Annotated in this window: 17 protein-coding genes and 1 pseudogene; 12 read left to right on the top strand and 6 right to left on the bottom strand. The window is 64.7% G+C overall.

The annotated features are described in order from the left end of the window. Positions 1-103: 103 nt before the first annotated feature. The gene (locus C5L14_RS03150; RefSeq protein WP_181160996.1) at positions 104-3,322 is read right to left on the bottom strand and encodes a cyclic nucleotide-binding domain-containing protein; all 3,219 of its coding nucleotides are present in this window, start codon (positions 3,320-3,322) and stop codon (positions 104-106) included. A gap of 432 nt (positions 3,323-3,754) precedes the next feature. Here C5L14_RS03150 and C5L14_RS30940 point away from each other — a divergent pair. The 10 genes and pseudogenes from C5L14_RS30940 to C5L14_RS03105 all read left to right on the top strand — a co-directional run. Further along, positions 3,755-3,880 (top strand): annotated as a pseudogene (locus C5L14_RS30940) (double zinc ribbon domain-containing protein); the annotation flags it as partial. A 126-nt stretch (positions 3,881-4,006) separates the two neighbouring features. Continuing rightward, the gene (locus tag C5L14_RS03145) at positions 4,007-6,991 is read left to right on the top strand and encodes an AAA family ATPase (RefSeq protein ID WP_181160995.1); all 2,985 of its coding nucleotides are present in this window, start codon (positions 4,007-4,009) and stop codon (positions 6,989-6,991) included. A gap of 118 nt (positions 6,992-7,109) precedes the next feature. Then, positions 7,110-7,784, top strand: a complete 675-nt coding sequence (locus tag C5L14_RS03140; protein WP_105860533.1) for a peroxiredoxin family protein — start codon at positions 7,110-7,112, stop codon at positions 7,782-7,784. Between the two features lie 330 nt (positions 7,785-8,114). Further along, entirely contained in the window at positions 8,115-8,942 is an 828-nt protein-coding gene (locus C5L14_RS03135; RefSeq protein WP_105860532.1) for a phosphogluconate dehydrogenase C-terminal domain-containing protein, read from the top strand. Positions 8,943-9,084: 142 nt separating this feature from the next. Beyond that, on the top strand, positions 9,085-10,434 hold the full coding sequence (locus C5L14_RS03130; protein ID WP_105860531.1) for an MFS transporter: 1,350 nt from the start codon (positions 9,085-9,087) through the stop codon (positions 10,432-10,434). Between the two features lie 88 nt (positions 10,435-10,522). Then, complete coding sequence (locus C5L14_RS03125; RefSeq protein WP_105860530.1) at positions 10,523-11,464, top strand: D-ribose ABC transporter substrate-binding protein; 942 nt, start codon at positions 10,523-10,525, stop codon at positions 11,462-11,464. An 88-nt stretch (positions 11,465-11,552) separates the two neighbouring features. Then, positions 11,553-12,212: a DUF2291 family protein gene (locus tag C5L14_RS03120; RefSeq protein WP_105860529.1), complete on the top strand. Its 660-nt coding sequence runs from the start codon at positions 11,553-11,555 to the stop codon at positions 12,210-12,212. Positions 12,213-12,232: 20 nt separating this feature from the next. Then, positions 12,233-13,789, top strand: a complete 1,557-nt coding sequence (locus C5L14_RS03115; protein ID WP_181160994.1) for a sugar ABC transporter ATP-binding protein — start codon at positions 12,233-12,235, stop codon at positions 13,787-13,789. Beyond that, on the top strand, positions 13,786-14,850 hold the full coding sequence (locus C5L14_RS03110) for an ABC transporter permease (RefSeq protein WP_105860527.1): 1,065 nt from the start codon (positions 13,786-13,788) through the stop codon (positions 14,848-14,850). The genes C5L14_RS03115 and C5L14_RS03110 overlap by 4 nt, the downstream gene beginning before the upstream one ends. Beyond that, positions 14,850-15,878, top strand: coding sequence for a Gfo/Idh/MocA family protein (locus C5L14_RS03105; protein ID WP_105860526.1), 1,029 nt, complete (start codon positions 14,850-14,852; stop codon positions 15,876-15,878). The genes C5L14_RS03110 and C5L14_RS03105 overlap by 1 nt, the downstream gene beginning before the upstream one ends. A gap of 236 nt (positions 15,879-16,114) precedes the next feature. On the opposite strand, the gene C5L14_RS03100 is transcribed toward C5L14_RS03105, so the two are convergent. Next, positions 16,115-16,837 (bottom strand): transcriptional regulator NanR, encoded by a 723-nt coding sequence (locus C5L14_RS03100; protein WP_105860525.1) that lies wholly within the window; start codon positions 16,835-16,837, stop codon positions 16,115-16,117. Positions 16,838-17,045: 208 nt separating this feature from the next. Here C5L14_RS03100 and oiaX point away from each other — a divergent pair, with 208 nt between their 5' ends. Then, positions 17,046-18,314 carry a 3-oxo-isoapionate-4-phosphate decarboxylase OiaX gene (gene oiaX, locus C5L14_RS03095; RefSeq protein ID WP_105860686.1) on the top strand — a complete coding sequence of 423 codons (1,269 nt, stop codon included), beginning with the start codon at positions 17,046-17,048 and terminating at the stop codon, positions 18,312-18,314. Between the two features lie 17 nt (positions 18,315-18,331). Next, positions 18,332-19,663 carry a four-carbon acid sugar kinase family protein gene (locus tag C5L14_RS03090; RefSeq protein ID WP_105860524.1) on the top strand — a complete coding sequence of 444 codons (1,332 nt, stop codon included), beginning with the start codon at positions 18,332-18,334 and terminating at the stop codon, positions 19,661-19,663. Positions 19,664-19,814: 151 nt separating this feature from the next. Here the strand turns inward: C5L14_RS03090 and C5L14_RS03085 are convergent, their stop codons facing one another. The 4 genes from C5L14_RS03085 to C5L14_RS03070 all read right to left on the bottom strand — a co-directional run bounded on the left by C5L14_RS03085 (position 19,815) and on the right by C5L14_RS03070 (position 24,443). Beyond that, a complete protein-coding gene (locus tag C5L14_RS03085; protein ID WP_105860523.1) occupies positions 19,815-20,543 on the bottom strand; it encodes a CBS domain-containing protein in 729 nt (242 codons plus the stop codon). 138 nt (positions 20,544-20,681) lie between these two features. Further along, positions 20,682-23,048 (bottom strand): phosphoketolase family protein, encoded by a 2,367-nt coding sequence (locus tag C5L14_RS03080; protein ID WP_105860522.1) that lies wholly within the window; start codon positions 23,046-23,048, stop codon positions 20,682-20,684. A gap of 60 nt (positions 23,049-23,108) precedes the next feature. Next, positions 23,109-23,813 (bottom strand): cyclic nucleotide-binding domain-containing protein, encoded by a 705-nt coding sequence (locus C5L14_RS03075; RefSeq protein WP_245443205.1) that lies wholly within the window; start codon positions 23,811-23,813, stop codon positions 23,109-23,111. Between the two features lie 99 nt (positions 23,814-23,912). Then, positions 23,913-24,443, bottom strand: coding sequence for a response regulator (locus C5L14_RS03070; RefSeq protein ID WP_342588380.1), 531 nt, complete (start codon positions 24,441-24,443; stop codon positions 23,913-23,915). Positions 24,444-24,469: the final 26 nt, after the last annotated feature.

Raw genomic sequence — 24,469 nt, 5'->3', positions numbered from 1 at the left:
CGTTTCCAAGACGATCGATCCGGAGATCGCCCCACCGGAAGCGCGCTATAAACCTGCAAAGTTCGCGCCTGCCGACAAGGACGTCGGCGTTCTCAGGAGTCATTCAGGACGGCGTCGACTGGCCTTGCAGCATACGGGTCAGACGTTCTTCGGCAAGGCTCAGCCGTTTTACCTGGTCACGCATCACCACGAGCGCAACCGCGGGCAATTCGGCGATGAGATTGAGGAAGATGTCCTTCGCAATCTTCAGAACCGTGACGTCGGTGGTGGCCACGACGGTGGCCGAGCGCGGCGCTCCGCTGATCAGGCCCATCTCCCCGATGATGGAATGGCGTCCGGTGGTCGAAAGATGCAGTCTCTCGCCGGGGAGTTCCATGAAGGCATCGGCGGTCCCCGAGAGAATGACATAGGCTGCATCGGCGATGTCCCCCTGACGGAACAGGATTTCGTCCTGTTCGAAAGAGATGCGTTCGCAGGTGAAGGCGATCAATTTCAGCCGCGGGGTATCGAGGGCCGCGAACATCGGCACGTCGCGCAGGGCCTGGATCTCGGCCAGTTCCTCGACCGGCGTCTGCGCTGCCGCTTCCTGTGCGTCCGAAGGCGCGGAGGGTTTCGACACCGATTCAATGCGGTTGCCGCGGGTGGTCACCACGATATCGAACAGGTCTCGGGAGGTGGTATCGCGCATGGCGACGACAAGGGTGCGTCCCGCCATGTGCCGGCGCACCACCTCCAGGATGGTGGCACGCTGGCCTTCGGCAAACATCAGGTCGAGCTGGTCGAGGATGAGAATCCTGGGGCGCTTGATCAGGCAGCGGGCGAGGGCGAGGGCACATCGATGGGTTGCCGGCAGCAGCCGCCCGCCGGGCCCGGCCTCCTGGTCCAGGCCGAGTTGGTAGATGATCCGCTCGAGGCCGCAATCACGCACGACCTTGCGCAATGCGACCATGATCCGTTCCTCGGCATGCGCCATGGCATGGTCGATACGCCCGAACAGGAGATTGTCGCGCAGCGGCGCGACGGGGCAGAGCCGATCGGGAGCATAGAACTCCAGCAGCCGGGCGAACCGGGCCGGATCGAGCGCCATGATCCGCCCGCGCGTCCGCACGATCTCATCGGCAAGGGGGGCGGTGAGCAGTCCGAGCCGATGGCGGGTTTCGACATAGTGGAGCGCCAGCAGCAGCAGGGAACGGCGTTCCGGATAGGTGAGTGCGCTGGTGCCGCGACTGCCGGCGCGAGAGGCTATCTCGGCAAAGCGCGGCAGGTCACTCGATGAGATGAACGAGAAGCGCTCGAACACGGCGTGATCGCTGGCGATCTGCGAAAAGATCTCCACCATGGTTGCGGCGACTTTCAGCCCCAGGGCAACCAGGCTGTCTCCGAGCCCTCCTTCTGCGAGCAGCGCGGCAATTTCCGCGTCCTCGATCAGTGTCTCGATGGCACCTTCGGCAACCGGAACACCGAAGAACAGATTCTCGCCGATGGTGGCGTAGCGGTTGAAGCGGGCCGGATCGAATGGTTCGATCAGATCGGCGAGATGGGTTGCCTCGAGCTCCTGGACGAGGCGTCGGCGGCAGTCGACGAGGCGCTCGGCGAGATCCCGGTCGGGTTCCAGATTGAATGTGCGAGACAGGCCGAAGCCATAAACGGCATCGGCCAGGCCAATCTCGCCCAGCAGGGCGACGATGATGTCGTCGAGTTCGCCGGCATGGGCTGCGCCGGCCCTGCGCAGGTCGATGGAAGAGGTTGCAGCTTCCGCTTCCCCGCCGGGGCGGATTGCCTGGTCGGGTCGGCCGCCGCCTGGATCGGCGGGGGACGGCAAACCCTGCCCGGCGCGCGGGCCGCGCAGGCTGTAGACGATGTTCTCGCGTATGGAGCGCCCGAAAATGATGAAATCGGGACCGAGATATCCAAGGTTCTCTCCGATCCAGCCCGGGGAAAAGGCGGCGATATCCTGGCCGGCAAGGCGGACCGTGCCGTCGAATTCGGTAAGGCGGCGCGCGAGCACCTGGGCCAGGGTGATGAAGCCTTCACCCCGGGATCCGGTGAGCATGACGTGCGCGCCGAGAGGCAGGACCAGATTGGCATTGTCGAGCAGGACGTCGCCGCTCGGGGCGCGCACCCTGAGCGCCTCGATCGCGATGGTGCCTCCGGCCGCCAGTTGGGGCGTTTCGCCGGCGGGTTCGGGAAGTTCCGCCAGAGAGAACTGTTCCAGGATCTGCTCATATTTGACTTCGACGTCCTGGCGCTGCTGATCCCAGTCGATCAGTTCCTTGATGGGAGGCGGCAGGTCGCGATAGGCGGCGATCACCGCGACGAGCTGGCCGATGTCGAGCGAGCCACGCAGCGCGAAATAGCCGCCCAGCGCGTAGAACAGAAAGGGGGTCACCTGCGCCAGCACGGAATTGATGAATTTCACCATGAACTTCCGGCCGTAGAGCCGATAGCGGATCCAGAACAGGTCATCGAGGATGCCGGTGATCTTCTGGCGTTCATAGGCGGCTGTGCCGTGATTGCTCACCTCGCCTATCCCGTCGACAATCTCGCCGATATGGCCGGCCAGCGAGCGTGAACGCGCCTGGCGCTGGCGGCCGAGCCTGAGCTGCTCACGCCGAAGACGCGGGATGACCGCGCCCTGCACCAACACCATCGCCGCGGCGAGAAGGCCGAGAAGGGGGCTTTGCAGCAGGATGAAGGCGAGGGCGGTGAGCGCCTGGCTGCCGAGGAAGGCGGGCTGGATATAGGCATCGCCGACGAAGCCGCCGATGGGTTCGACCTCGTCGCGGATGATGGTGGCGACTTCCGCCGAGCGGACATTGCGGACTGCCTCGGGCCGGAAGCGCAGCAGCAGGTTGAAGAGATCGAGACGCAGGCGGCGCAGCAGGCCTTCGCCCAGCTTGCCCTTCTGCATATTGATGACATAGCGAAAGGCGCCGTTGACCAGCACCAGCAGCATGAAGGCCGAACTCAGCACCATCAGATAGGCGATGCGGGACAATTCCATGCCGGGATAGTGCAGGGTTCCGCCTCCCAGGAAGGACGGCAAGGCGAGGTTGAAGGCGAAAAGCGGTGCTTCGGCGGCGCCATGCTGAAAGGCGCGTCCCTGGATGGCGTCATTGACGATGCTGCGCGGCAGGTCGAGCGACAGAAAGTAGAAGGGCAGGGAAGCAAGCACGACTATGAGTACGACGACCTGCTGCCGACGACTGTTCTGCCAGATGTAGGAAAACAGGGGTGGCAGCCCTTTGCCGGCCGCTGCCGCTTCGGCGGATTTCCGGGCCGACCTGCCGGGCGGTGTCGTCGCCATGAATGCTCGCTTCACCGGGGGCCTCGTACCGACAGCGCACATAACTCGATCAAGGCTTTTTAGCCGCCGTCCAAAGTCCAAATTCAAGTAAAAGAACAATTACATTGAATTTATCTCACGAATTGAAGCATCTCAAATTTATAGCGCATCCGCAAAAAAATGTGCCTACCTCTTCCGAACGAAGTGGCAGCCTTTGTCCCAACCTCGCTGTCCGGACCTGCTTGTTCCGATGGGAAGCATGGTCGTCGGGCAGAAAAGAGCCTGGCGGGCGGCTATGATACCGGCTGCCCAAAGCTAAAAAAGTGAGTAAAATCCTGTCCTTGGAGCAGGAAGACGCATTGTCTTCCGCCTGACGACGCTCGATCCGCCGGATCTGCGGCCGGACCCGCGAGGGGACCTCTCGGATTAAGGCAGGGGGAGCTCGTTTCACCGGTGGCGGATCGTTCCATGGCTTGTGCGGGTTGCGGTCTGGAATTGGCATCGGGTTTCGCGTTCTGTCCGCATTGCGGGCGGGCGCAACCGACGCCTTGTGCGAAATGCGGATTTGCCTGCGCGCCTGGTTTTGCCTTCTGCCCGCGCTGCGGAACGGCGCGCCCGCCTGGCCTGCCTGCCGCCGAGCCCGACGCCGCATCGCTTGTCGATGGCGTCGCATCGGCTGGGACGCCCGATCGTCCCGAGGCGGACCGGCGGCAGGTAACGGTGCTTTTCGCCGATGTCTCCAGCTTCACCGCTCTTTCCGAGCGCCTCGACCCGGAGGACGTCCGAGCCTTCCAGAACGCCCTGTTCGAAACGCTGGCAAATGTGGTGGCGCATTATCAGGGTTTCGTGGAGAAGTTCGTCGGCGATGCCGTGCTGGCCGTGTTCGGCGCGCCGCTGGCCCATGAGGACGATCCGGAGCGGGCTCTCGGCGCGGCGCTGGACATGACGGTCGAGGCGAACCGGCTCGACGAGCACTGGGCCGGGCGCCTTGGCCAGCCGGTGAGCCTTCATATCGGCATCCATACCGGTCTGGTCGTGGCCGGTCATCTCGGTCGGGCCGCCGGGGCCAGCTATGCGGTGACCGGCGACACCGTCAATACGACGGCCCGCCTGCTGGCGGCGGCCTCGGGTGCCATCCTGGTCTCCGAGGCAACCCAGGCGTTGACCCGCCACCGTTTCGCTTTCGAGCCCGTGCCCGACCTCACCTTGCGAGGCAAGGCGGCACCGGTCGCGGCCTATCGGCTGGTCGGACGGCTGGCCATGCCGGCTTCCGGACGAGGGCTGGCCGCGCACGGCTTGGAAAGCCGGATGGTCGGCCGCGACGAGGAACTGGCGCGGCTCGTCGCGCTCTTCGAACGGGCGCAGACCGGATCGGCGCAGGTCGTCGATCTCGTGGGGGAAGCGGGCGCCGGCAAGTCGCGGCTGATCGCCGAATTCCTCGGCATGCTCGAAACGCAGGGAAAGCTTGCCGGCGGCGCCGTCCGCCAGGCCGTTTGCTCGTCCCTCGGGGAACCCGCCTATGGTCTCTTCGCTGCCTTGTTTCGCGAAGCCTATCGGGTGCACCGGGACGATACGCTCGAAACGGCAAGTCGGAAGCTGGCTGCGGGCCTCGTGGCGCTCGGCGCCGAGGCCGACGTGGCGGATGCGGTTGCACCGGTCCTGAACTACATGCTGGGTGTGGAGGGCGTGCCGTCGGGAGACCTCGCGCCGGAACAGGTGAAGCGCCAGATCGCGCTTGCCGCGCGCATGCTGATCGCGCGGCGCCTCGATCAGGGGCATCTGCTCATCGTCGTCGAAGACCTCCATTGGGCCGACATGGCCTCCGTGGATCTTCTGTGCGACGTGGCCGATCATCTTGCCGACCGGCGCTTGATGATCGTGCTATCGCATCGCCCCGGCGGGCCGTCGTTGCGCCTCGCCCGCGCCTCGCAATCGAGCCTTCATCTCGCCCCGCTCTCCGCCGATGAGACGCGGACCTTCCTCGGTTCTCTTTTCGGCGAGGCCGATGGCGACGCCCTCGCGGACATCCAGGCCTTCGTCACCAGGCGGGCGGGCGGCAACCCCCTCTTCGTCGAAGAGATCGTTCGAAGCCTCGTGGCCAGGGGCATTCTGAAAAAGGAAGGCAGTCGCTGGACCTTCACGGCGCCGCTCGACGCCGAGGATGTGCCGCCGACCCTGCAGGGGCTGCTGCTCTCGCGTGTCGACGGGCTGGCCGTCGCCGAGCGGCGCGTGCTGTATGCGGCGGCCGTGCTCGGCATGGCGTTCGAACAGGACCTTCTCACCCAAATTGCCGCGGAGCCGGCTGCGGTCGACGCGGCGCTTCGCCGTCTGGCCGAAGCCGGTTTCCTCTGCCGGGTCGGCGAGGGCGGGAGCCACCGCTTTGCCCATGCCCTTGTCCACGAGGCCGTCTATCACAATCTGCTCCTGTCCCGCCGGACCGAACTGCATGAACGGGCCGGCCGCGCGCTCGAACATGCGGTCGGCAGCCGGCCCGAGCGTTTGAGCGACCTCGAGGCGCTGGGTCATCACTGGAGCCTGAGTTTCGACAAGGCCAGGGGCGCACACTATCTCATGGCGGCCGGCGACCGGGCCCGAGCCGTCTATGCCAACGAAGATGCGATCCGGCACTATGAGCGGGCTCTTCGTACTCTGGCCGATTGTCCGGGCGGTGAGAGCGACATCCGTTCCACGCGGGAACGGCTGGCGGATCTCCTGGCGCTGACCGAGCGGCGAACCGAGGCGGCGGTTCACTACGAGGCAGTGTGCGAGGCGCTCGAGGCCGCGGGCGACCGGGCCGGGGCGGCCCGGCTCCAGCGCAAGATCGGCGGCCTGCATTGGGAGGCCGGCGATCGCGAGGGGGCCAGGGCCTGCTTCATGCGGGGCCTCGCTTTGCTCGGCGAGGAGGGCTATTTGCCCGAGCGCGCGCAGTTGTACCAGGAGGTCGGCCGGCTTGCCTTCCGCGCCGGCGACAATGACGGGGCGATCGCCTGGGCGGAACGGGCGCTGGCCGAGGCCGATCGCGATACCAAGGCCGATCCCGAACCGGATCATATGCGTGACCTCGCGGCGATACGCGCCCAGGCCTACAACACGATGGGCGTGGCGCTGGCACGCACCGGCCGGTCGGCGGTCGCCGTAGAGCAGATCGAACGCAGCGTCCGGTTGGCCGAGGACCATCATCTGCTGCAGGCCGCCTGCCGCGGCTATACCAATCTCGGCGTGCTCTACAGCACTCTCGATCCCGAGCGCAGCATCGCAACCTGTCTGCGCGGCCTGGAAACCGCCAAGAAGGTGGGAGATCTGGGCTTCCAGTCCCGCATCTATGCCAATCTCGCCGTCGCCTATTGCGCCCTGACGGATCGGTGCGAGGCGGAAGGCGTCAAGGCGGCGCAGATGGCGGTCGATCTCGACCGGCGGCTGGGCCTGCTCGACCATCTGGCGGCACCATTGATCATCCTTGGCCAGATCTATCAGTGCCGGGGCGAGCATGCGCTCGCCTTCGCGTCCTACGAGGAGGCCTTGCGCCTGGCCGAGCAGATGGGTGAACCGCAATTCCTGTTTCCCTGTTATGACGGTCTGGGCACGCTCCATCTCGATGCTGGGAACCAGGACCAAGCGGCGCTATACTTGGCCAAGTCGGAGGAGGTCTGTCAGCGAGCCGGCCTCGAACCCGACGCCCTGATGGTTTTGCCGTTTCTATGCTGACGTGTTTTGCGATTGGATCGGGACCACCTCGAATTGGCAGGCCGGACCGAGGCGAAGAGCGAAGGCCGAAAATCATTTCGTGACAATGGGTTTTGCCTCGAGATGAAAGGGGTTTCGCATGAGCATGCAGCCGATACTGGTGCCGATCGCCCCGGGTGAACGCGCGCCGGATTTTTCGCTGCCCGCTCTCGATGGATCGGGCACGGTGTCGCTCGCCGATTATCGCGGCAAGAGCTCGCTCTTCCTTGCCTTGTTCGTCGGGCTCTGGTGTCCCTTCTGCCGCAGGTCGATCGCTCAGATGGCGGCCGCTGGCCCGCAATTGCAGGCATTGGGGGTCGAGACGCTCGGCATCGTTGCCACCGAACTCGAAAATGCGCGCCTTTATTTCAAGTTTCGCCCGAGCCGTTTGCGCATTGCCACCGATCCGGAACTTTCGACGCATCGCGCCTATGGCGTTCCCAAGCCGATGCCCACGCCGGATCTGATGGCCGCCTTGGCGGAGCTCCATGTCAATCCCACCGGCGAGTTGCCCGAACCCCTGCCTGTGCGGCAGGCGGCCGACACGCTGGCGCGGCTCGATGGCTATGTCGAGAATTCGATCGACCATGCCGACATGGAACGGCAATGGCCTCAGCTCAAGGGCCAGTTTCTCATCGACAGCGATGGGTTCGTACGCTGGACCCATATCGAATGCAGCGAGGGATTGGCAGGGCTGGGAAAATTCCCGTCCACGCAGGAGTTGGTCGCGGCAGCCCGGACATTGCTGGAGCCTCGGGAAGGTAGGGCGCACTGACCCGGCCGAGTAAAAGAAGCTGGCCTGTGGACCCGCTTGGGCGCTCCCGCTTTCGGCTGGCGAGACAAGGGTGAGTCGATCCACCACCTCCGCTCTCGGGACTGAAGTAGTAAATTCAAATATTACCATAAGATATTGATTATACAAAATATTCTATTCTCGCGCGTATGCCGTTGGCCGCGCGAGGTTGTCGTTCGCGGATAGCTCCAGCTTTCTGTTCATCGGACGCATCACGTCGGAGATGAATCAAAAGCACGTCACATCACAAGTGATGATTGACTCATCATACCAGTAGATCTATAAGCCGCTCGAATTCGAGAGGAGATCTGCATGACGACGATCGCGCTCTTTGGCGCCGGCGGAAAGATGGGCTACCGGCTGGCCAGCAACCTCAAGACGTCGAGTTTCGAGGTCCGGCATGTCGAGGTGAGCGCAGCCGGCCAGGAACGCCTCAAGACCGGCCTTGGCCTCGACAGCGTCGCGCCGGATGCGGCTCTGGACGGGGCCAACGTCGTCATTCTCGCCGTTCCCGATACGCTGATCGGCAAGGTTGCCGCCGGCATTGCCGACAAGCTCAAGCCCGGCACCATGGTGGTCGTGCTCGACGCTGCCGCGCCCTTTGCCGGTCATCTTCCCGATCGCCCCGACCTGACCTATTTCGTCACTCATCCCTGCCATCCGCCGATCTTCAACGACGAGACGGAGATGGCCGCCAAGAAGGACCATTTCGGCGGGATCGCGGCCAAGCAGCACATCGTCAGCGCGCTGATGCAGGGCCCGGAGAGCGCCTATGCGGTCGGCGAGGAGATCGCCAAGGTGATCTGGGCACCGGTCATGCGCTCCCATCGCGTCACCGTGGAGCAGATGGCGCTGCTGGAGCCGGGTCTGTCAGAGACCGTCTGCGCAACCCTGCTCGTGGTGATGCGCGAGGCCATGGACGAGGTGGTGGCCCGGGGCGTGCCCCGCGAGGCGGCCCGTGACTTTCTGCTCGGCCATATGAACGTGCTGGGTGCGGTGATCTTCGGCGAGGTCGAGGGTGTGTTCTCCGATGCCTGCAACAAGGCGATTGCCTTCGGCAAGCCGGCCCTGATGCGGGACGACTGGAAGCGCGTCTTCGAGCCGAACGAGATCGCCGACAGCATCCGCCGCATCACCTGAACTGGATCTTGCAACAGCCGTCACCCCCTGGTGGCGGCTGCCTGCTTTCGACCAGGCTTCTGGACGACCCGTCGAGCAGCCAGCCGCCAGCGCCTCCAAAAACAACACACAGGAGGAGGCGCTTTGCTCATTGGGAGGAAAAATGAGCTCGAATACCCTCGCGATCGACCCTGTCGAACGATCGGCCATCCGCAAGGCCACCTGGCGCCTCGCGCCCTTCCTGGGTCTGATGTTCTTCATCAACTTCCTGGACCGGACCGCGATTTCCTTCGCCGGCCCGCATGGCCTGACGAAGGATCTGGGGCTCACGGCCACCCAATTCGGCTTCGCCGCCGGCATCTTCTTCATCGGCTACATCCTGCTCGAAATTCCCAGCAACCTGGCCCTGCACAAATTCGGCGGACGGCGCTGGCTTGCGCGCATCATGGTGACCTGGGGCATCGTCTCGGTGCTGTTCACCTGGGTCAGCGGCGTCACCGAGCTCTATGTCCTGCGCTTCCTGCTGGGCATCGCCGAAGCGGGCTTCTTCCCGGGCGCGATCCTCTATCTCAGCACCTGGGTGCCGGCCCGCCACCGGGCCAACATCCTCGCCCTCTTCTATATCGCCCAGCCGATGACGACGGTAATCGGCGCGCCGCTGGCCTCCTCTTTCATCCAGGCCCACGGCTTCTTCGGCCTCGAAGGCTGGCGGATCATGTTCTTCGGCGTCTCGATCCCGGCCATCGTGGTCGGCATCGTCACCTGGTTCTACCTGCCGGACTCGCCCAAGGATGCGAAGTGGCTCAGCGCCGAAGAGAAGAGGTGGCTCACCGGCGAACTCGCCCGCGAGGACAGCGCCAAGCGTGAGCCGCACAACGGCTCGATCGGCGCGGCCCTGTCGAGCGGCCGGGTCTGGCTGCTGGCGCTCATCTATTTCGGCATGATCTATGGCCTCTATGCACTGGCTTTCTTCCTGCCCACCATCGTTTCCGGCTTCGAGGCGAAGTTCGCCACCAAGTTCTCCGTGTTCCAGGCCGGGCTGATCATCGCCATTCCCTATCTTCCCGCCGCCATCGCGCTCTATCTGTGGAGCCGCGACGCGACGAAGCGCGGGGTGCGGGCCTGGCATATCGGCATTCCGGCGCTGGTCGGCGCGATCAGCATCCCGCTGGCGCTCTATATGCCCACCCCCGAGACCACGGTCGCCTGCATCACCGTCACGGCCTGCGCCATCTTCTCGGCCCTGCCGAATTTCTGGGCCTTGCCGGGTCGCTTCCTGTCCGGCGCGGCGGCCGCAGCCGGCATCGCTCTCATCAACACCATCGGCAATGTGGCCGGCTTCGCGGCGCCCTATGTCACCGGTGCCGTCAAGGACTACACCGGCCTCTACCAGGCTCCGATGATCATCGTGGGGGCCTTCATGCTGCTCTCGGCCGTCCTCGCCTTTCTCGTCGGGCGGGAGATCAGGAAAGGCGGGGAGGGCACGCGGGCCTATGCGCCCCTCAGGCCCTGAGGACGAATTGGCACCTGGCAAGAACGACCCGCCGGACACAACCGGCGGCCATCCGGACTGAACCGTCGACACACAATGGGAGGACGACATGAGCTTGAAACGACTTCTGCTGGGCGCTGCGCTCGCCGGCGTCATGGCATCGGCAGCAATGGGCACCGCCCTGGCCGCCGATCTCATCGCCATCATCACGCCATCGCATGACAACCCCTTCTTCAAGGCGGAGGCCCAGGGGGCCGAGGTCAAGGCGAAGGCGTTGGGCTATGACACGCTGGTGCTGGTGCATGACGACGACGCCAACAAGCAGTCGCAGCTGATCGACACCGCCATTGCCCGCGGGGCCAAGGCCATCATCCTCGACAATGCCGGCGCCGCCGCCACGGTGGCCGCCGTGCAGAAGGCTAAGGATGCCGGCGTGCCTTCCTTCCTGATCGATCGCGAGATCAATGTCGCCGGCATTGCCGTCGCCCAGATCGTGTCCAACAACTACCAGGGCGCCCAGGCCGGTGCGCAGGAGTTCGTCCGGCTGATGGGCGAAAAGGGCAACTATGTCGAGCTGGTCGGCCGGGAGGCCGATACCAATGCCGGCATCCGCTCCAAGGGCTATCACGACGTCATCGACGACTATCCGGACCTCAAAATGGTGGCGCGGCAGTCGGCCAATTGGAGCCAGACCGAGGCCTACAGCAAGATGGAGACCATCCTGCAGGCCAATCCCGACATCAAGGGCGTGATTTCCGGCAACGATACCATGGCGATGGGCGCGATCGCCGCACTGCAGGCCGCCGGCCGCAAGGATGTGATCGTGGTCGGCTTCGACGGCTCCAACGATGTGCGCGATTCCATCAAGCAGGGCGGCATCAAGGCGACGGTCCTGCAGCCCGCCTATCTCCAGGCCCAGACCGCCGTCGAGCAGGCCGACACCTACATCAAGACCAAGAAGGGCCCTGCGCAGGAAAAGCAGCTGATGGATTGCGTGCTGATCACGCCCGACAATGCCGGCAAGCTCGAAACCTTCGCGCTGGCGAATTGACGTTGCGATGAAAATTGCCCGGGACCTGCCTCGCGGCAGGCGTCCCGGGCCCGTTCCAGATCCCGACAATCGAGGCCGGAGCCCATCCATGCCCAGGCTTGCCAACAGGCTGATGATCGCCGCCATGGCGCTCACCCTTGCAGCATGCAAGATCGTGCCGACCGCGGAGGTCGAGGCGGCCAGACAGGTCGGCGCCTCGGGCACGGGACTCGTCTTCGACCCGGACAAGGCCGTCGACGCGATCTGGGCAGCCAAGGTCCTGCCCTATCTCAAGGCGAAGGCAGGCGACTTCGTCGTCGTGCGTGATCTTGCCGCCAAGAATGCGGACGAGGCCGGGCAGAAATACGGGTATCGGGCCAAGGAGGGCACCGTGCCCTGGACCTATGTGGTCAAGGCCGAGGGCCGCATCGTGGCGGCGAATACCGGATCGCGCGCCGCCACCATCGACGTCGATGTCGACGGGGACGGCAAGGCCGACATGGTGGTGCAGATCGGACCGGCCGTGCGCGGCACAGCCCTGCGCGACAGCCTGGATTTCGTGTCCTTCAATGCCTTCACCAACCAGATCGAATACGCCCAGTTCGGCAAGGCCTTCAATGCCCGGGTCAATGCCGACGTGCTGCAGTCCCTGCCGCGCGAAAAGCTTGCCGGGCGCTCCGTGACGGTGCTCGGCGCCTATGTGTTGGAGCCGGGTGGCAAGCCGCCGCTGGTGACGCCGGCCGAACTGAGTCTCGGGGCGGGGTCATGATGGAAGAGGGCCGCCCTGCCATGCCCGATGACGACGTCGTCCTGCGCCTGGAAGGCGTGTCGAAGGTGTATTCCGGCACGGTCGCCGTCAGGCATGCCGATTTCGACGTGCGCCGCGGCGCCGTGAACGTGCTGGTCGGCGAGAACGGCGCCGGCAAGTCCACGCTGATGAAGATCATTGCCGGGGTCGTGCAGCCCACGGACGGGCGCATCCTGCTCGACGGCAAGCCCGTCACCTTCCGCGATGCGGGCGAGGCGGTGGCGCATGGCATCGGCATGGTGTTCCAGGAGCTCAACCTGTTCGGCAATCTCTCCGTGGCCGAGAACATCTTCGCCGCCCGCGAAATCGTGCGGCTGCCCCTGGGCATCGACCATCGCGAGCAGGAACGCCGCGCTGCCGAGTTCCTGGAGCGGCTCGAAGCCGGCATCGATGCCCGCACGCCGGTGGAGGATTTGCGCATCGGCCAGCAGCAGCTGGTCGAGATCGCCAAGGCGGTGGCGCAGGACGCCCGCATCCTGATCATGGACGAGCCGACCTCCGCGCTCAGCGCCGCCGAGGTCGAGATCCTCTTTCGCGTCATCGCCGACCTCAAGGCGCGCGGCGTCGCGATCGTCTACATTTCCCACCGGCTCGAAGAGCTCATCCGCATCGGCGACTACATCACCGTGCTGCGCGATGGCCGCGTCACCGGGCAGGAGCGCATCGCCAATGTCGATGTGCCCTGGATCGTGCACCAGATGATCGGCTCCGACGCCAAGGACTTCGCCAAGACCGAGGATCATCCGCTGGGCCCGGAAGTCTTCCGCGCGGAGGATGTCTGCCTGCCGCGCGTGAGCGGGGGGCTCGCGGTCGACCACGTCTCCCTGTCGGTCAGGCAGGGCGAGATCGTCGGCATCTACGGATTGATGGGTGCCGGGCGCAGCGAATTCTTCGAATGCGTGATGGGGCGCCATCGCCACGCCACCGGCCGCCTCTTCGTCGACGGCAAGCCCGTGGCGGAAAAGGACGTGACAGGACGCATCCGTCGGGGTCTGGCCCTGATCCCCGAAGACCGGCAGAGGGAGGGGCTGGTCAGCATCCTCTCGATCGCCGCCAATCTCTCCATGGCCGCCCTCGGCCGCTTCCTCGCCGGTTTTCACATCAGGCGCGGACGCGAGCAGGCCGCCATTCGCGCCGCCGTCAAGGACCTGTCGATCAAGGTGGCCGATCCCGAGCTGGAAGTGAGTTCCCTGTCCGGCGGCAACCAGCAGAAGGTGGTGATCGGCAAGGCGCTGATGACGGGCCCGAAAGTGCTGCTGATGGACGAGCCCAGCCGCGGCATCGATGTCGGCGCCAAGGCCGATGTCTTCCGCACCATGCGGCGGCTCGCCGCCGACGGCCTCGGCATCCTGTTCGTCACGTCCGACCTCGACGAGGTGATGGCGCTGTCGGACCGCATCGCCGTGATGAGCAACGGCAAGCTCACGGCCCTGTTCGAGCGGGCCGAGGCCACGGCCGCCAAGGTGGTGGCCGCCTCTGCGCTCGGACATGGCCCCGTTCCTTCCACTTCTTCTGCCAATCACGGAGCGCCGGCATGACAGTCGCGCAGGAAACCTTGAACAATCCGTCCGCGGGAAGCGGCTCGCTTGCCCTGAACCTGATGAAGCTGCGCACCTTCATCGCTTTGTTCGCCGTGCTGATCTTCTTTTCGCTGGCGGCGCCGAACTTCCTCAGCACGGCCAATCTCATCCTGATGTCGAAGCATGTGGCGCTGAACGCCTTCCTGGCGATGGGCATGACCTTCGTCATCGTCACCGGCGGCATCGACCTGTCGGTCGGATCGATCGTAGGCCTATGCGGCATGGTCGCCGGCGGGCTGATCCTCAACGGCCTGGACCTGCGCATCGGCTACACCATCTTCTTCAACATCTACGAGGTGATGGCGATCACTTTGTTGGTGGGCATTCTGATCGGCGCCGTCAACGGATTGCTGATCACCAAGCTCAATGTCGCGCCCTTCATCGCGACGCTCGGCACGCTCTACATCGCCCGCGGCCTGGCGCTTCTCTCGTCCGGTGGCGCGACCTTCCCCAATCTGGTCGGCCGCGCCGATTTCGGCACGCAGGGCTATGCCGTCCTGGGGGCGGGACGTCTTCTCGGTTTGCCGACGTCGGTGTGGATCCTCGCCGTGCTGGCGCTGGCCGCCGCCTATATGGCGCGCTGCACGCCGCTCGGCCGCCATATCTTCGCAGTCGGCGGCAATGAGCGTGCTGCGGGCCTGTCGGGTATCCGGGTCAACCGGGTGAAGCTCTTCGTCTACATGTTCTCGGGCTTTTGCGCCGCCGTCGTCGGCCTGGTGGTTTCCTCCGAATTGATGGCCTCGCATCCCGCCACGGGCGAGAGCTTCGAACTCAACGCCATCGCCGCGGCGGTACTCGGCGGAACCTCGATGTCTGGCGGCCGCGGCACCATTGGCGGCACCATCATCGGTGCCTTCGTCATCGGCATTCTCTCCGACGGGCTGGTGATGATGGGGGTCAGCGAGTTCTGGCAGATGGTGATCAAGGGCCTGGTGATCGTCATCGCCGTGGTGGTGGACCAGGCTCAGCGACGGCTGCAGCAGCGCGTTGCCCTGCGCCAGATGGCGAGGCTGGCCTGATGATGTCCTATCGGGGTGCCCTGATCGGTTGCGGCTTCTTCGCCATCAACCAGCTCCATGCCTGGCGGGACGCAGAGGGCGTCGACATCGTCGCCCTCTGCGACCGTGACCCGGAACGTCTCGCTCAGGCCGGGGACCTTTTCGGCATCGACAAGCGCTATGGCGACGCCGAGCGGATGCTCGAGGCGGAGAAGCCGGATTTCGTCGATATCGCCACCACGGTGGCGAGTCACCGCCCGCTTGTCGAGCTCGCGGCGAGGATGGGTATTCCCGTCATCTGCCAGAAGCCCTTCGCGCTTTCGATGGCGGATGCGCGCGCGATGGTCGAGGCCTGCCGCGTGGCCGGCGTGCCACTGATGGTGCACGAGAATTTCCGCTGGCAGAGTGCGATCCAGGCCGTCAAGGCCCGCCTGGACGCCGGTGCCATCGGCCGGCCTTTCTGGGCGCGCGTGTCCTTCCGTTCGGGTTTCGACGTCTTCAGCGGCCAGCCTTATCTCGCCGAAGGCAAGCGTTTCATCATCGAGGATCTCGGCATCCATATCCTCGACATCGCCCGCTTCCTGTTTGGCGAGGTGACGCGGCTTAGTGCGCGCACCCAGCGCGTCAACCCCGCCATTAAGGGCGAAGACGTCGCCACGATGCTGCTCGATCATGAGGACGGGCTGTCCTCGGTGGTCGACTGCAGCTATGCCACCAGGCTGCCGGTCGATCCCTTCCCCGAGACTCTCATCGAGATCGACGGCTCGACGGGCACGCTGCGGCTCGGCGCAGGCTATCGCCTTGTCGTGAACGGAGCAGGCGGGCGGGAGGAGGTCGACCTGTCGCCGCCGCTGCTGCCCTGGGCCTCGCGTCCCTGGCACAACATCCAGGAGAGTGTACTCGCCATCCAGCGCCATTGGCTGCATTGCCTGCGCAACGGCGAGGAACCCTCCACGAGCGGCCGGGACAACATCGCCACCATGGCCCTGGTCGAGGCGGCCTATGCCAGCGCAGCCAGTCACCGGACGATCGAGATGGCTTCGATCTAATGCTGCCCGGGCCATGAGCCACGAGGCGTCGGCATTCCTGGCGCCTCGTTCCTCCCGCTGGGGCGTTTAGGAATTGTCTGGAAATAACTGAAACGCTGCCTTTGTCATGCCCGGGCTTGACCCAGGCATCCACTGGCCCCGTCTTCGAAAGACTGGATGGGGAGCTGGATTGCCGGGTCAAGCCCGGCAATGACAAAGGTCAAACCAATTCAATTCGTTTGTTCTTCGACGCTTTCTCAGGCCGAAGCAGCGGTCTGGTGAACGTAGAGCGAGGCGGAACGATCGAGGTGCCTGACCATCGCCTGTTCCGCCCCGTCCGGATCATGGGCGATGATGCGGTTGAGGATGTCCTCGTGCTCGGACAAGGTGTAGTTCTCCTTGCCGGTCCAGATCAGCAAGTCGGTGTGGTACTGCTTCAGCCAGCCGAGCATGGCCTCGCTCATCGCCTCGAACAGCGGGTTGCCGGAGATGGCGGCGATTCGCGTATGGAACTGCATGTCGGCATTGATGAAGGCATCCGCGTCGCCAAGGCTGGCGCGCTGGCGCGTCAGGGCCTCCTGCAGGCCGGCGACCGCCTGCGCATCGGCTTTCTGGGCCGCCTGGCGGACCATGCCCAGCTCGAAGAAGCGGCGCGCTTCCTTCAGATGCTCCAGCGAGGCCGGGGAACTCGACAGGAGCACGCTGGCGGCATCGTCGACCTGCTGGAAGATCGACCGGGCGGTCGGCTGGCGAACGCGCGCGCGCTCGCCATGGGAGATGGTGAGCAGGCCGAAAATGCTGAGTTGCTGCATGGCCTCGCGGATGGCGGGGCGGCCGACGCCGAGGCGGTCCATCAGTTCGCGTTCGGAAGGGAAGGGATCACCCGGCTGCAATTCTCCGCTGGTGATCAGCGCCTTGAGGCGGTCGAAAACCTCATCGGAAAGCTTGCGACGGATGATGCGTTGATCGGTGAGGGGCATGAGGCATTCCGATTGAGGCCGTGTGTTCGACGGTCTTTGCCGTCTGTAGTTCCGCAAGGCAAGTTTGCGGCTGCAAGAGTGCCATCGCCGTCTGGAAACAGACAAGGCGAATTTCCGTTGCTTCAACTCAAGTCATGATATACTCATCATACCTGTTACGCAAATCCAGGCAGGGCCGATACGAGAGCCCTCAGACCGAATGGGTGCCATGTCCGTCATCCGCATGACCTATCGCATCGAGACGGCCGGCGATGTCGAAAAGCTGGCGGCCAAGATTGCAAGCGATCAGTCGACCGGCACCTTCGTCAGCCTGCCGGGCGAGACGCCGGAGCTCAAGGCGCGCGTGGCGGCGCGCGTGGTGGCGATCCGGCCCCTGGAAGCGCTGGAGGTTCCTTCCATCCCAGATCCGTCGGCACCGGCCGGCGCGATCTACAGGCGTGCCGATGTCGATATCGATTTTCCCATCGAGGCGATCGGCACGGATCTGGCGGCTTTGATGACGATCAGCATCGGCGGCGTCTACTCGATCAAGGGATTCAGCGGCATCCGCGTCACCGGCATGCAATTACCCGAGGCCTTCACGGCTGCCTATCCCGGCCCGCAATTCGGCATGGCGGGTACCCGGCGGCTGACCGGCGTGGAGGACAGGCCGGTGATCGGTTCGATCGTCAAGCCTGCCTTGGGACTGCGCCCGCCCGAATCGGCCGAGCAGGTGCGCGAACTCGTCGAGGCCGAGGTGGACTTCATCAAGGACGATGAGAAGCTGACGAGTCCGGCCTATTCCAGCCTTGAGGATCGGGTGAAGGCGATCATGCCCGTCATCCTCGATCATGAACAGAAGACCGGCAAGAAGGTGATGTATGCCTTCGGCATCTCGCACAGCGATCCCGACGAGATGATGCGCAACCACGACATCGTCGTCCGGGCCGGCGGCAATGCCGCGGTGATTAATATCAATTCGGTGGGCCTTGGCGGCCTGTCCTTTCTGCGCAAGCGCTCGCATCTGGCTTTGCATGCCCATCGCAATGGCTGGGACATCCTCACCCGGCACCCCGGCCTTGGCATGGATTTCGAGGTCTACCAGCAGTTCTGGCGTCTGCTCGGCATCGATCAGTTCCAGATCAACGGCATCCGCGCCAAATACTGGGAGTCGGACGACTCCTTCATACGCTCCTTCAAGGCAGTGACGACGCCTCTGTTCGAGGGCGACGTCTGCCCCGTGCCGGTGGTCTGCTCGGGGCAATGGGGCGGCCAGGCGCCGGATACCTATGCCCGCACCGGAAAGACGGTGGACCTGCTCTATCTGTGCGGCGGCGGGGTGGTCAGCCACCCCGGTGGCCCGGCGGCGGGCGTGCGCGCGGTCAGGCAGGCCTGGCAGGCGGCCGTCGAGGGCGTGCCGCTCGAAACCTATGCCCGCGAGCATCACGAGCTCGCCCAATCCCTGCAGAAATTCGGCGCCGACGCCTCTGCGTCCTGAGCGCCCAAGGAAAAACGATGTCGGGCTTGCTGCTCTCCTATTATGGCGACGACTTCACCGGCTCCACCGATGTGATGGAGGCGCTGGCCTCGCACGGCGTGCGTACTGCCCTGTTCCTGCAGCCGCCTACCTCGGCGCAGCGCGAGCGGCTCGGCGCGTGCGATGCCATCGGCCTTGCCGGCACCAGCCGCAGCCAAGGGCCGGCCTGGATGGATGCCGAGCTCACGCCGGCCTTCGAATGGCTGAAGCAGCTCGGTGCCGCCACCTGCCACTACAAGGTCTGCTCCACCTTCGACTCCAGCCCGACGATCGGCAATATCGGTCGCGCCATCGAGATCGGCAGCAAGGTCTTCGGGCAGCGGCAGGTCCCGCTGGTGGTCGGCGCCCCTCAGCTCCGGCGCTATACCAGCTTCGGCACTTTGTTCGCCGCCTATCAGGGCGAAGTCTATCGCATCGACCGCCATCCGGTGATGAGCCGTCATCCGGTGACGCCGATGGATGAGGCGGACCTTCGCCTGCATCTCGCCCGGCAGACGCGGAGCAGCATCGGCCTCGTCGACATCGCGGCGCTGGCGGCCGTCGATGCCGACGGCATCATCGACGCCGTGTTGGCGAAAGGCGAGGATATCGTTCTCCTCGATGTCAATGACGATGCCACGCAATTGCGGGCGGGGCGCCAGCTCCTGCGCCTGCAGTCAAGGCTCGGGCCCTTCGTGGCAGGCTCGTCGGGGGTCGAATATGCGCTGCTGCGCGCCTGGCAGGAAACCGGCCTCGTCGGCGGGAAAGCCTCCTTTGCCGCGCCCGGCATTGCCGATCGCATCGCCGTGGTGTCGGGGAGCTGTTCGCCCACCACGGAGCGGCAGATCCGCCATGCCACTGCCAATGGGTTCGACGGCGTTGCGCTCGATCCGCGCGCACTCATCCGTGGTGGAGAGGCGGCAATTGCCGAGGCCATTGCCACCGGCCTTGCAAGCCTTGGGCAGGGACGAAGCGTCATCCTCTATACGGCGCTCGGACCGAGCACCGACATTGGCGACGGGTTCGAGAACGAAGGGGACCGCAACCGCATCGGTGTGGCGTTGGGCCGGATCCAGAAGGCCCTCGTCGAACGGGCGGGCCTGCGCCGGGCCGTCATTGCCGGCGGCGATACGTCGAGCCATGCCTTGCGCGAACTCGGCATTTTCGCGCTGACGACGAGACTGCCTTTGCCCTCCTGTCCGGGCTCCCCGCTGTGTACGGCCTATGCGGCCGCACCCGCCTTCGATGGTCTGGAGATTGCCCTCAAAGGCGGGCAGGTCGGCGGCGACGATTATTTTTCGATGATACGCGACGGCCGTGGCTCGGCCTAACCGCAACAGCCGATCGCGTTTCCCTCAGCTAAAGCGTTTTGCGATTTGACGGAATCACTTCGAATCGCAAAGACGCGTCGGAACAAAGAGTTAGAGACAATAAGCGTTCACACTTGAACGCGTTTTGCTCTGGTGCAAAGTAAGGTCCGGCTCAGTTCGTCTTGTCCTGGGTTTCCGGGGCAGACAGGACAATACCCGTCATCGGTTCGACCCAGCTGATATTGTCGCGCACCGACTGCACGCCGGGCGTGTTCTCGGCGATGACCCGGATGGCGTTGCGCTGGTTTTCATCCGTGATCACACCGCTCAGTTCCACCCGCCCGTTCTGAACCTCGACCCGGATGGCACCGGCCGGTGCCCAGGGCTGGGCCTCGAATTCGGCCTCGATCGCAGCCTTGATGCCCTGGTCGCTCACCGGTTGCTCTTCATAGGGCTGGCGCAGGAACTCGGCCAGGGTCCGCACCAGATCCGCGCGGGACAGCAGGCCGACGACCCTGTCGTTTTCGACGACCGGCAGGCGCTTGATGCCGTGCTGCTCCATGAGGAGCACGGCTTCCTCGAGCCGCTCGTTCGGGGCGACGACGATGACGTCCCTGGTCATCACCTCATCGACCCGCCGCCCATGGGTCTGCGCATAGGCCTGAGCCAGATGCCCCGCCTTGAACAGGGAACTGAACCAGCTCGCCCCGATCTTTTCCGTGCCGAGCTCGGGGCGGCGAAGCAGATCCCCTTCGCTGAGGATGCCGGCCAGCCGGCCGTCTTCCTCGATGACCGGCAGGCCGCTTATATGCGAGCGGACCATGAGGTCGATCGCCTGGGACAAAAGGGTTCGGGGCGTCACGCTGACGATGTTGCGTGTCATCACATCTGCGACCCGCATGGTAGCCTCCTTGCTGATCTGTGGCCGGCCGGGATAGGGCTCGACGGGGTGGTTGTTTCTGGATACCGCGCTGAAGCGTAGGCCGCGTTGATCTCACGCAAACCTCTGTCGCGGCGCCGTGGCCTGAAAGTCCGCGCCTCAATTCGGGCCATGCGGCCAGACCCAGTTCTTGATCTCGGGCATGTCGTCGCCATGGCGGCGGACATAGTCCTCATGCTCGATCAGCTTGTTGCGCAAGGCCTGCTTCACATGGGCGGCGGCGGGCAAAAGCCCGGGGATGCGATCGATGGCGGCAATGGCGAGATGGAACCGATCGAGACCGTTGATCACCGTCATGTCGAAAGGCGTCGTGGTCGTGCCCTCTTCCTTGAAGCCATGGACATGGAAGTTCTCGTGATTGGTCCGCCTGTAGGTCAGGCGATGGATGAGGTAGGGATAGCCGTGATAGGCGAAGATCACCGGCTTGTCGGTGGTGAACAGCCCATCGAACTCGCGTTGATCGAGCCCGTGCGGATGCTGGCTGGGATCCTGCAGGGCCATGAGATCGACCACGTTGACGACGCGGATCTTCAGCGAGGGGCAATGCTGGCGCAGCAGGTCGACGGCGGCCAGCGTTTCCAGCGTCGGCACGTCTCCGGCGCAGGCCATCACCACGTCCGGTTCGCTGTCCTGATCGTTGCAGGCGAAATCCCACAGGCCGATGCCGGCGCGGCAATGACGCACCGCCGCTTCCATGTCCAGCCATTGGGGAGCGGGCTGCTTGCCCGCGACGATGACGTTGATGCGGTCATAAGTGTGCAGGCAGTGGTCCGCGACGTAGAGCAGCGTGTTGGCATCCGGCGGCAGGTAGACCCGAACGATGTCCGCCTTCTTGTTGGCGACGAGGTCGACGAAGCCCGGATCCTGATGGCTGAAGCCGTTATGGTCCTGGCGCCAGACATGGGAACTGAGCAGATAGTTGAACGAGGCGATCGGCTGACGCCAGGCGAGCTCGCGCGACACCTTCAACCATTTGGCATGCTGGTTGAACATGGAATCGACGATGTGGATGAAGGCCTCGTAGCAATTGAACAGGCCGTGACGCCCTGTCAGCAGATAGCCTTCCAGCCATCCCTGGCACAGATGCTCGCTCAGCACCTCCATCACGCGCCCGTCGGGCGACAGATGGATGTCTTCCGGCAAGTGGGGTTCCATCCAGGTACGGTCCGTCACCTCCAGCACGGCATCGAGCCGGTTGGAGGTGGTCTCGTCCGGCCCCATGATGCGGAAATTGCGGGCTTCGGCGCTCAGGCGCATCACCTCGCCCAGATAATGCCCGAGCACCCGGGTCGCTTCCGCGCTGGTCTGACCCGGCGAGGTCACCGTCACGGCAAAGGCGCGCGGGTCCGGGCAGTGCAGATGAGATTTCCGGCCGCCATTGGTGTGGGGATTGGCGCCCATGCGCCGGTCCCCCTTGGGAGCCAGTTCCTTCAGCTCCGGCAGCAGCCGGCCTTCGGCATCGAAAAGCTGGCCGGGTTCGTAGCTTCGCATCCAGGATTCCAGCAAAGCCAGATGGCCGGGCTTTTCCGCAAGGCCGCTGAGCGGCACCTGGTGCGAGCGCCAGAAACCTTCGGTCTTGAGGCCGTCGACCTCCTTGGGGCCGGTCCAGCCCTTGGGGCTGCGCAGCACGATCATCGGCCAGCGGGGGCGCTCCGTCTCGCCCTTGCTGCGAGCCGCCTGCTGGATGGCGCGAATACGGGCAAAGGCCTGGTCGAAGGCCGCGGCCATGGCCTGGTGCATCAAGGCCGGCTCCGAGCCCTCGACGAAGAGGACTTCGTGACCCAGGCCCTCGAAGAGCTTGCGGATTTCCTCGTCGCCGAGGCGCCCCAATATGGTGGGGCCGGCGATCTTGTAGCCGTTGAGATGAAGGATCGGCAGCACCGCGCCGTCATGGACGGGGTTGACGAACTTGTTGGAATGCCAGGAGGCGGCGAGGGGCCCGGTTTCGGCCTCGCCGTCGCCGACCACGCAGGCCACTACCAGGTCCGGATTGTCGAAAGCCGCGCCATAGGCATGGACCAGGGCATAACCCAGTTCGCCGCCCTCGTGGATCGAACCGGGTGTGTCCGGCGAGGCGTGGCTGGGGATGCCGCCTGGGAAGGAGAACTGCCGGAACAGGCGGCGCAGCCCGTCCTCGCTTTCGGCGATCTCCGGATAGATTTCGCTGTAGCTGCCTTCCAGATAGGTGTTGGCCACCATGGCTGGCCCGCCATGACCCGGCCCGCAGATGAAGACGACGTCGAGATCGTCACGCTTTATGATGCGATTGAGATGCGCATAGAGGAAGTTCAATCCGGGCGTGGTGCCCCAATGGCCGAGCAGGCGCGGCTTGACATGGTCGAGCGTCAGGGGCTCGCGCAGGAGCGGATTGTCGAGAAGGTAGATCTGGCCGACCGATAGATAGTTGGCGGCGCGCCAATAGCGGTCGATGAGGGCGAGTTCTTCGGGCTTCAGGGCTGCGGTCATGGCAAGGTCTTCGAGATTTCCGGGAGGGCGGGACAGGGCGCTGGTCGAAGGTGCTTCCAGTTAAACGGCCATCGCGCCGAGAAGTTGCCGATTGCGCAAAACGATCCTGCGGGCATTGGACAGGCCGAGGATGCTCCTGCCGTGGAGCTGGGAGATGACGCGCGACACGGTTTCGAGCGTCAGGCCGAGATAGTCGCCGATATCGCGCCGGCACATCGGCAGTTCGAACATGCCGGCGACGGCCAGCCGCCGATCCATTTCGAGCAGGAAGGTGACGACACGTTCGAGCGCCGTCTTGCGGCCAAGCAGGATCATGTGATCTTCGGCGTGCCTGAGATCCCGCAAGGCGAGGGTGCGCAGGGCATTGGCGACGCCGATATCCTTGAGGGCCGCCGCTTCCAGGCTCTTGCGACGCACCAGGCGCAGTGTGGTATCGGTGACGGCGTCGGCGGTCATGCGATGCGTCGCTTCCGTTTCCAGGCCGAAAATGTCGCCGGGCAGATGGAAGGCGCCGATCTGCCGGCGGCCGTCGTCCAGGAGCTTGCAGGTGCGAACCGCGCCGCTGATGACTTCGTAGACATAGTCGGCGGGTTCATCGTCGCCATAGATCTCCTCGCCCTTGTCGTAGCCATGCACCGTGCCGAGCAGGCTGGGCAGAAGCGTGAAGCAGGAAGAGCCGACAGGAGCGATGTCGGCCGCGATGGGCGGAAGCGCATGGGGGCCAGCGGCATTCGACCGGGCGGGCATTTGGTTGCTTGGGAACATCGGGGCCATCTCCTGGGCGTGGCGGATGGCCAAGTCGTAGGCCTGAATGGGCCCGTCGAAAATTTCGGTCGACCCCCTAGGGAACAGCCCCTAGGGGCTTTAACGGATGTCGTTGGGGAAGCCTTTGTTTGCGATGGCGGCCCGGACATTGGCGACCAGGCTTTCCGCGATATGGGGCTTGAGGACGACATGCTGGATGCCGGCCCGATGAGCCTTGTGTTCGATCATATCGTCGGGATAGCCGGTGATCAGGACCACCGGGCCGTGCTGCCCCCTTTCGCGCAGAAGCTGCGCGAGCTGGAGGCCGTCCATTTCGTCCATCTTATAGTCGATGACGAAGCAATCGGGTGCGAAAGAGGCCATCTGCGACAGGCAGGCGGCACCGCTCAGATAAGTCCTGACCTTGAAGTCCTCGGCCTCCAAAAGGAAACGAAGCGATCCGAGCACGTCGCGGTCGTCATCAATGACGGCAATTACGAAGAGGGGCTGAGTGGACGTCATGGCGGTTCCCGGCACCGCGATGGCCCGGGCGGGGCGGTGCAATCGCGGAGAATACCCCTTCCTGCACGGCCGGAATTGATACAGCGCAAGGTGTGGGCGGCCCCGCCTGCCCCAGCGCTTGATCGGCATCAAGGCGGGTTCCTCCGCCCGATGAG

Origin of the sequence: Labrys okinawensis (genome assembly GCF_002982075.1) — a bacterium.
Lineage (GTDB): Bacteria > Pseudomonadota > Alphaproteobacteria > Rhizobiales > Labraceae > Labrys > Labrys okinawensis_A.
The sequence above is the reverse complement of the archived record's forward strand: the minus strand, read 5'-3'. Positions and strand labels throughout refer to the sequence as shown.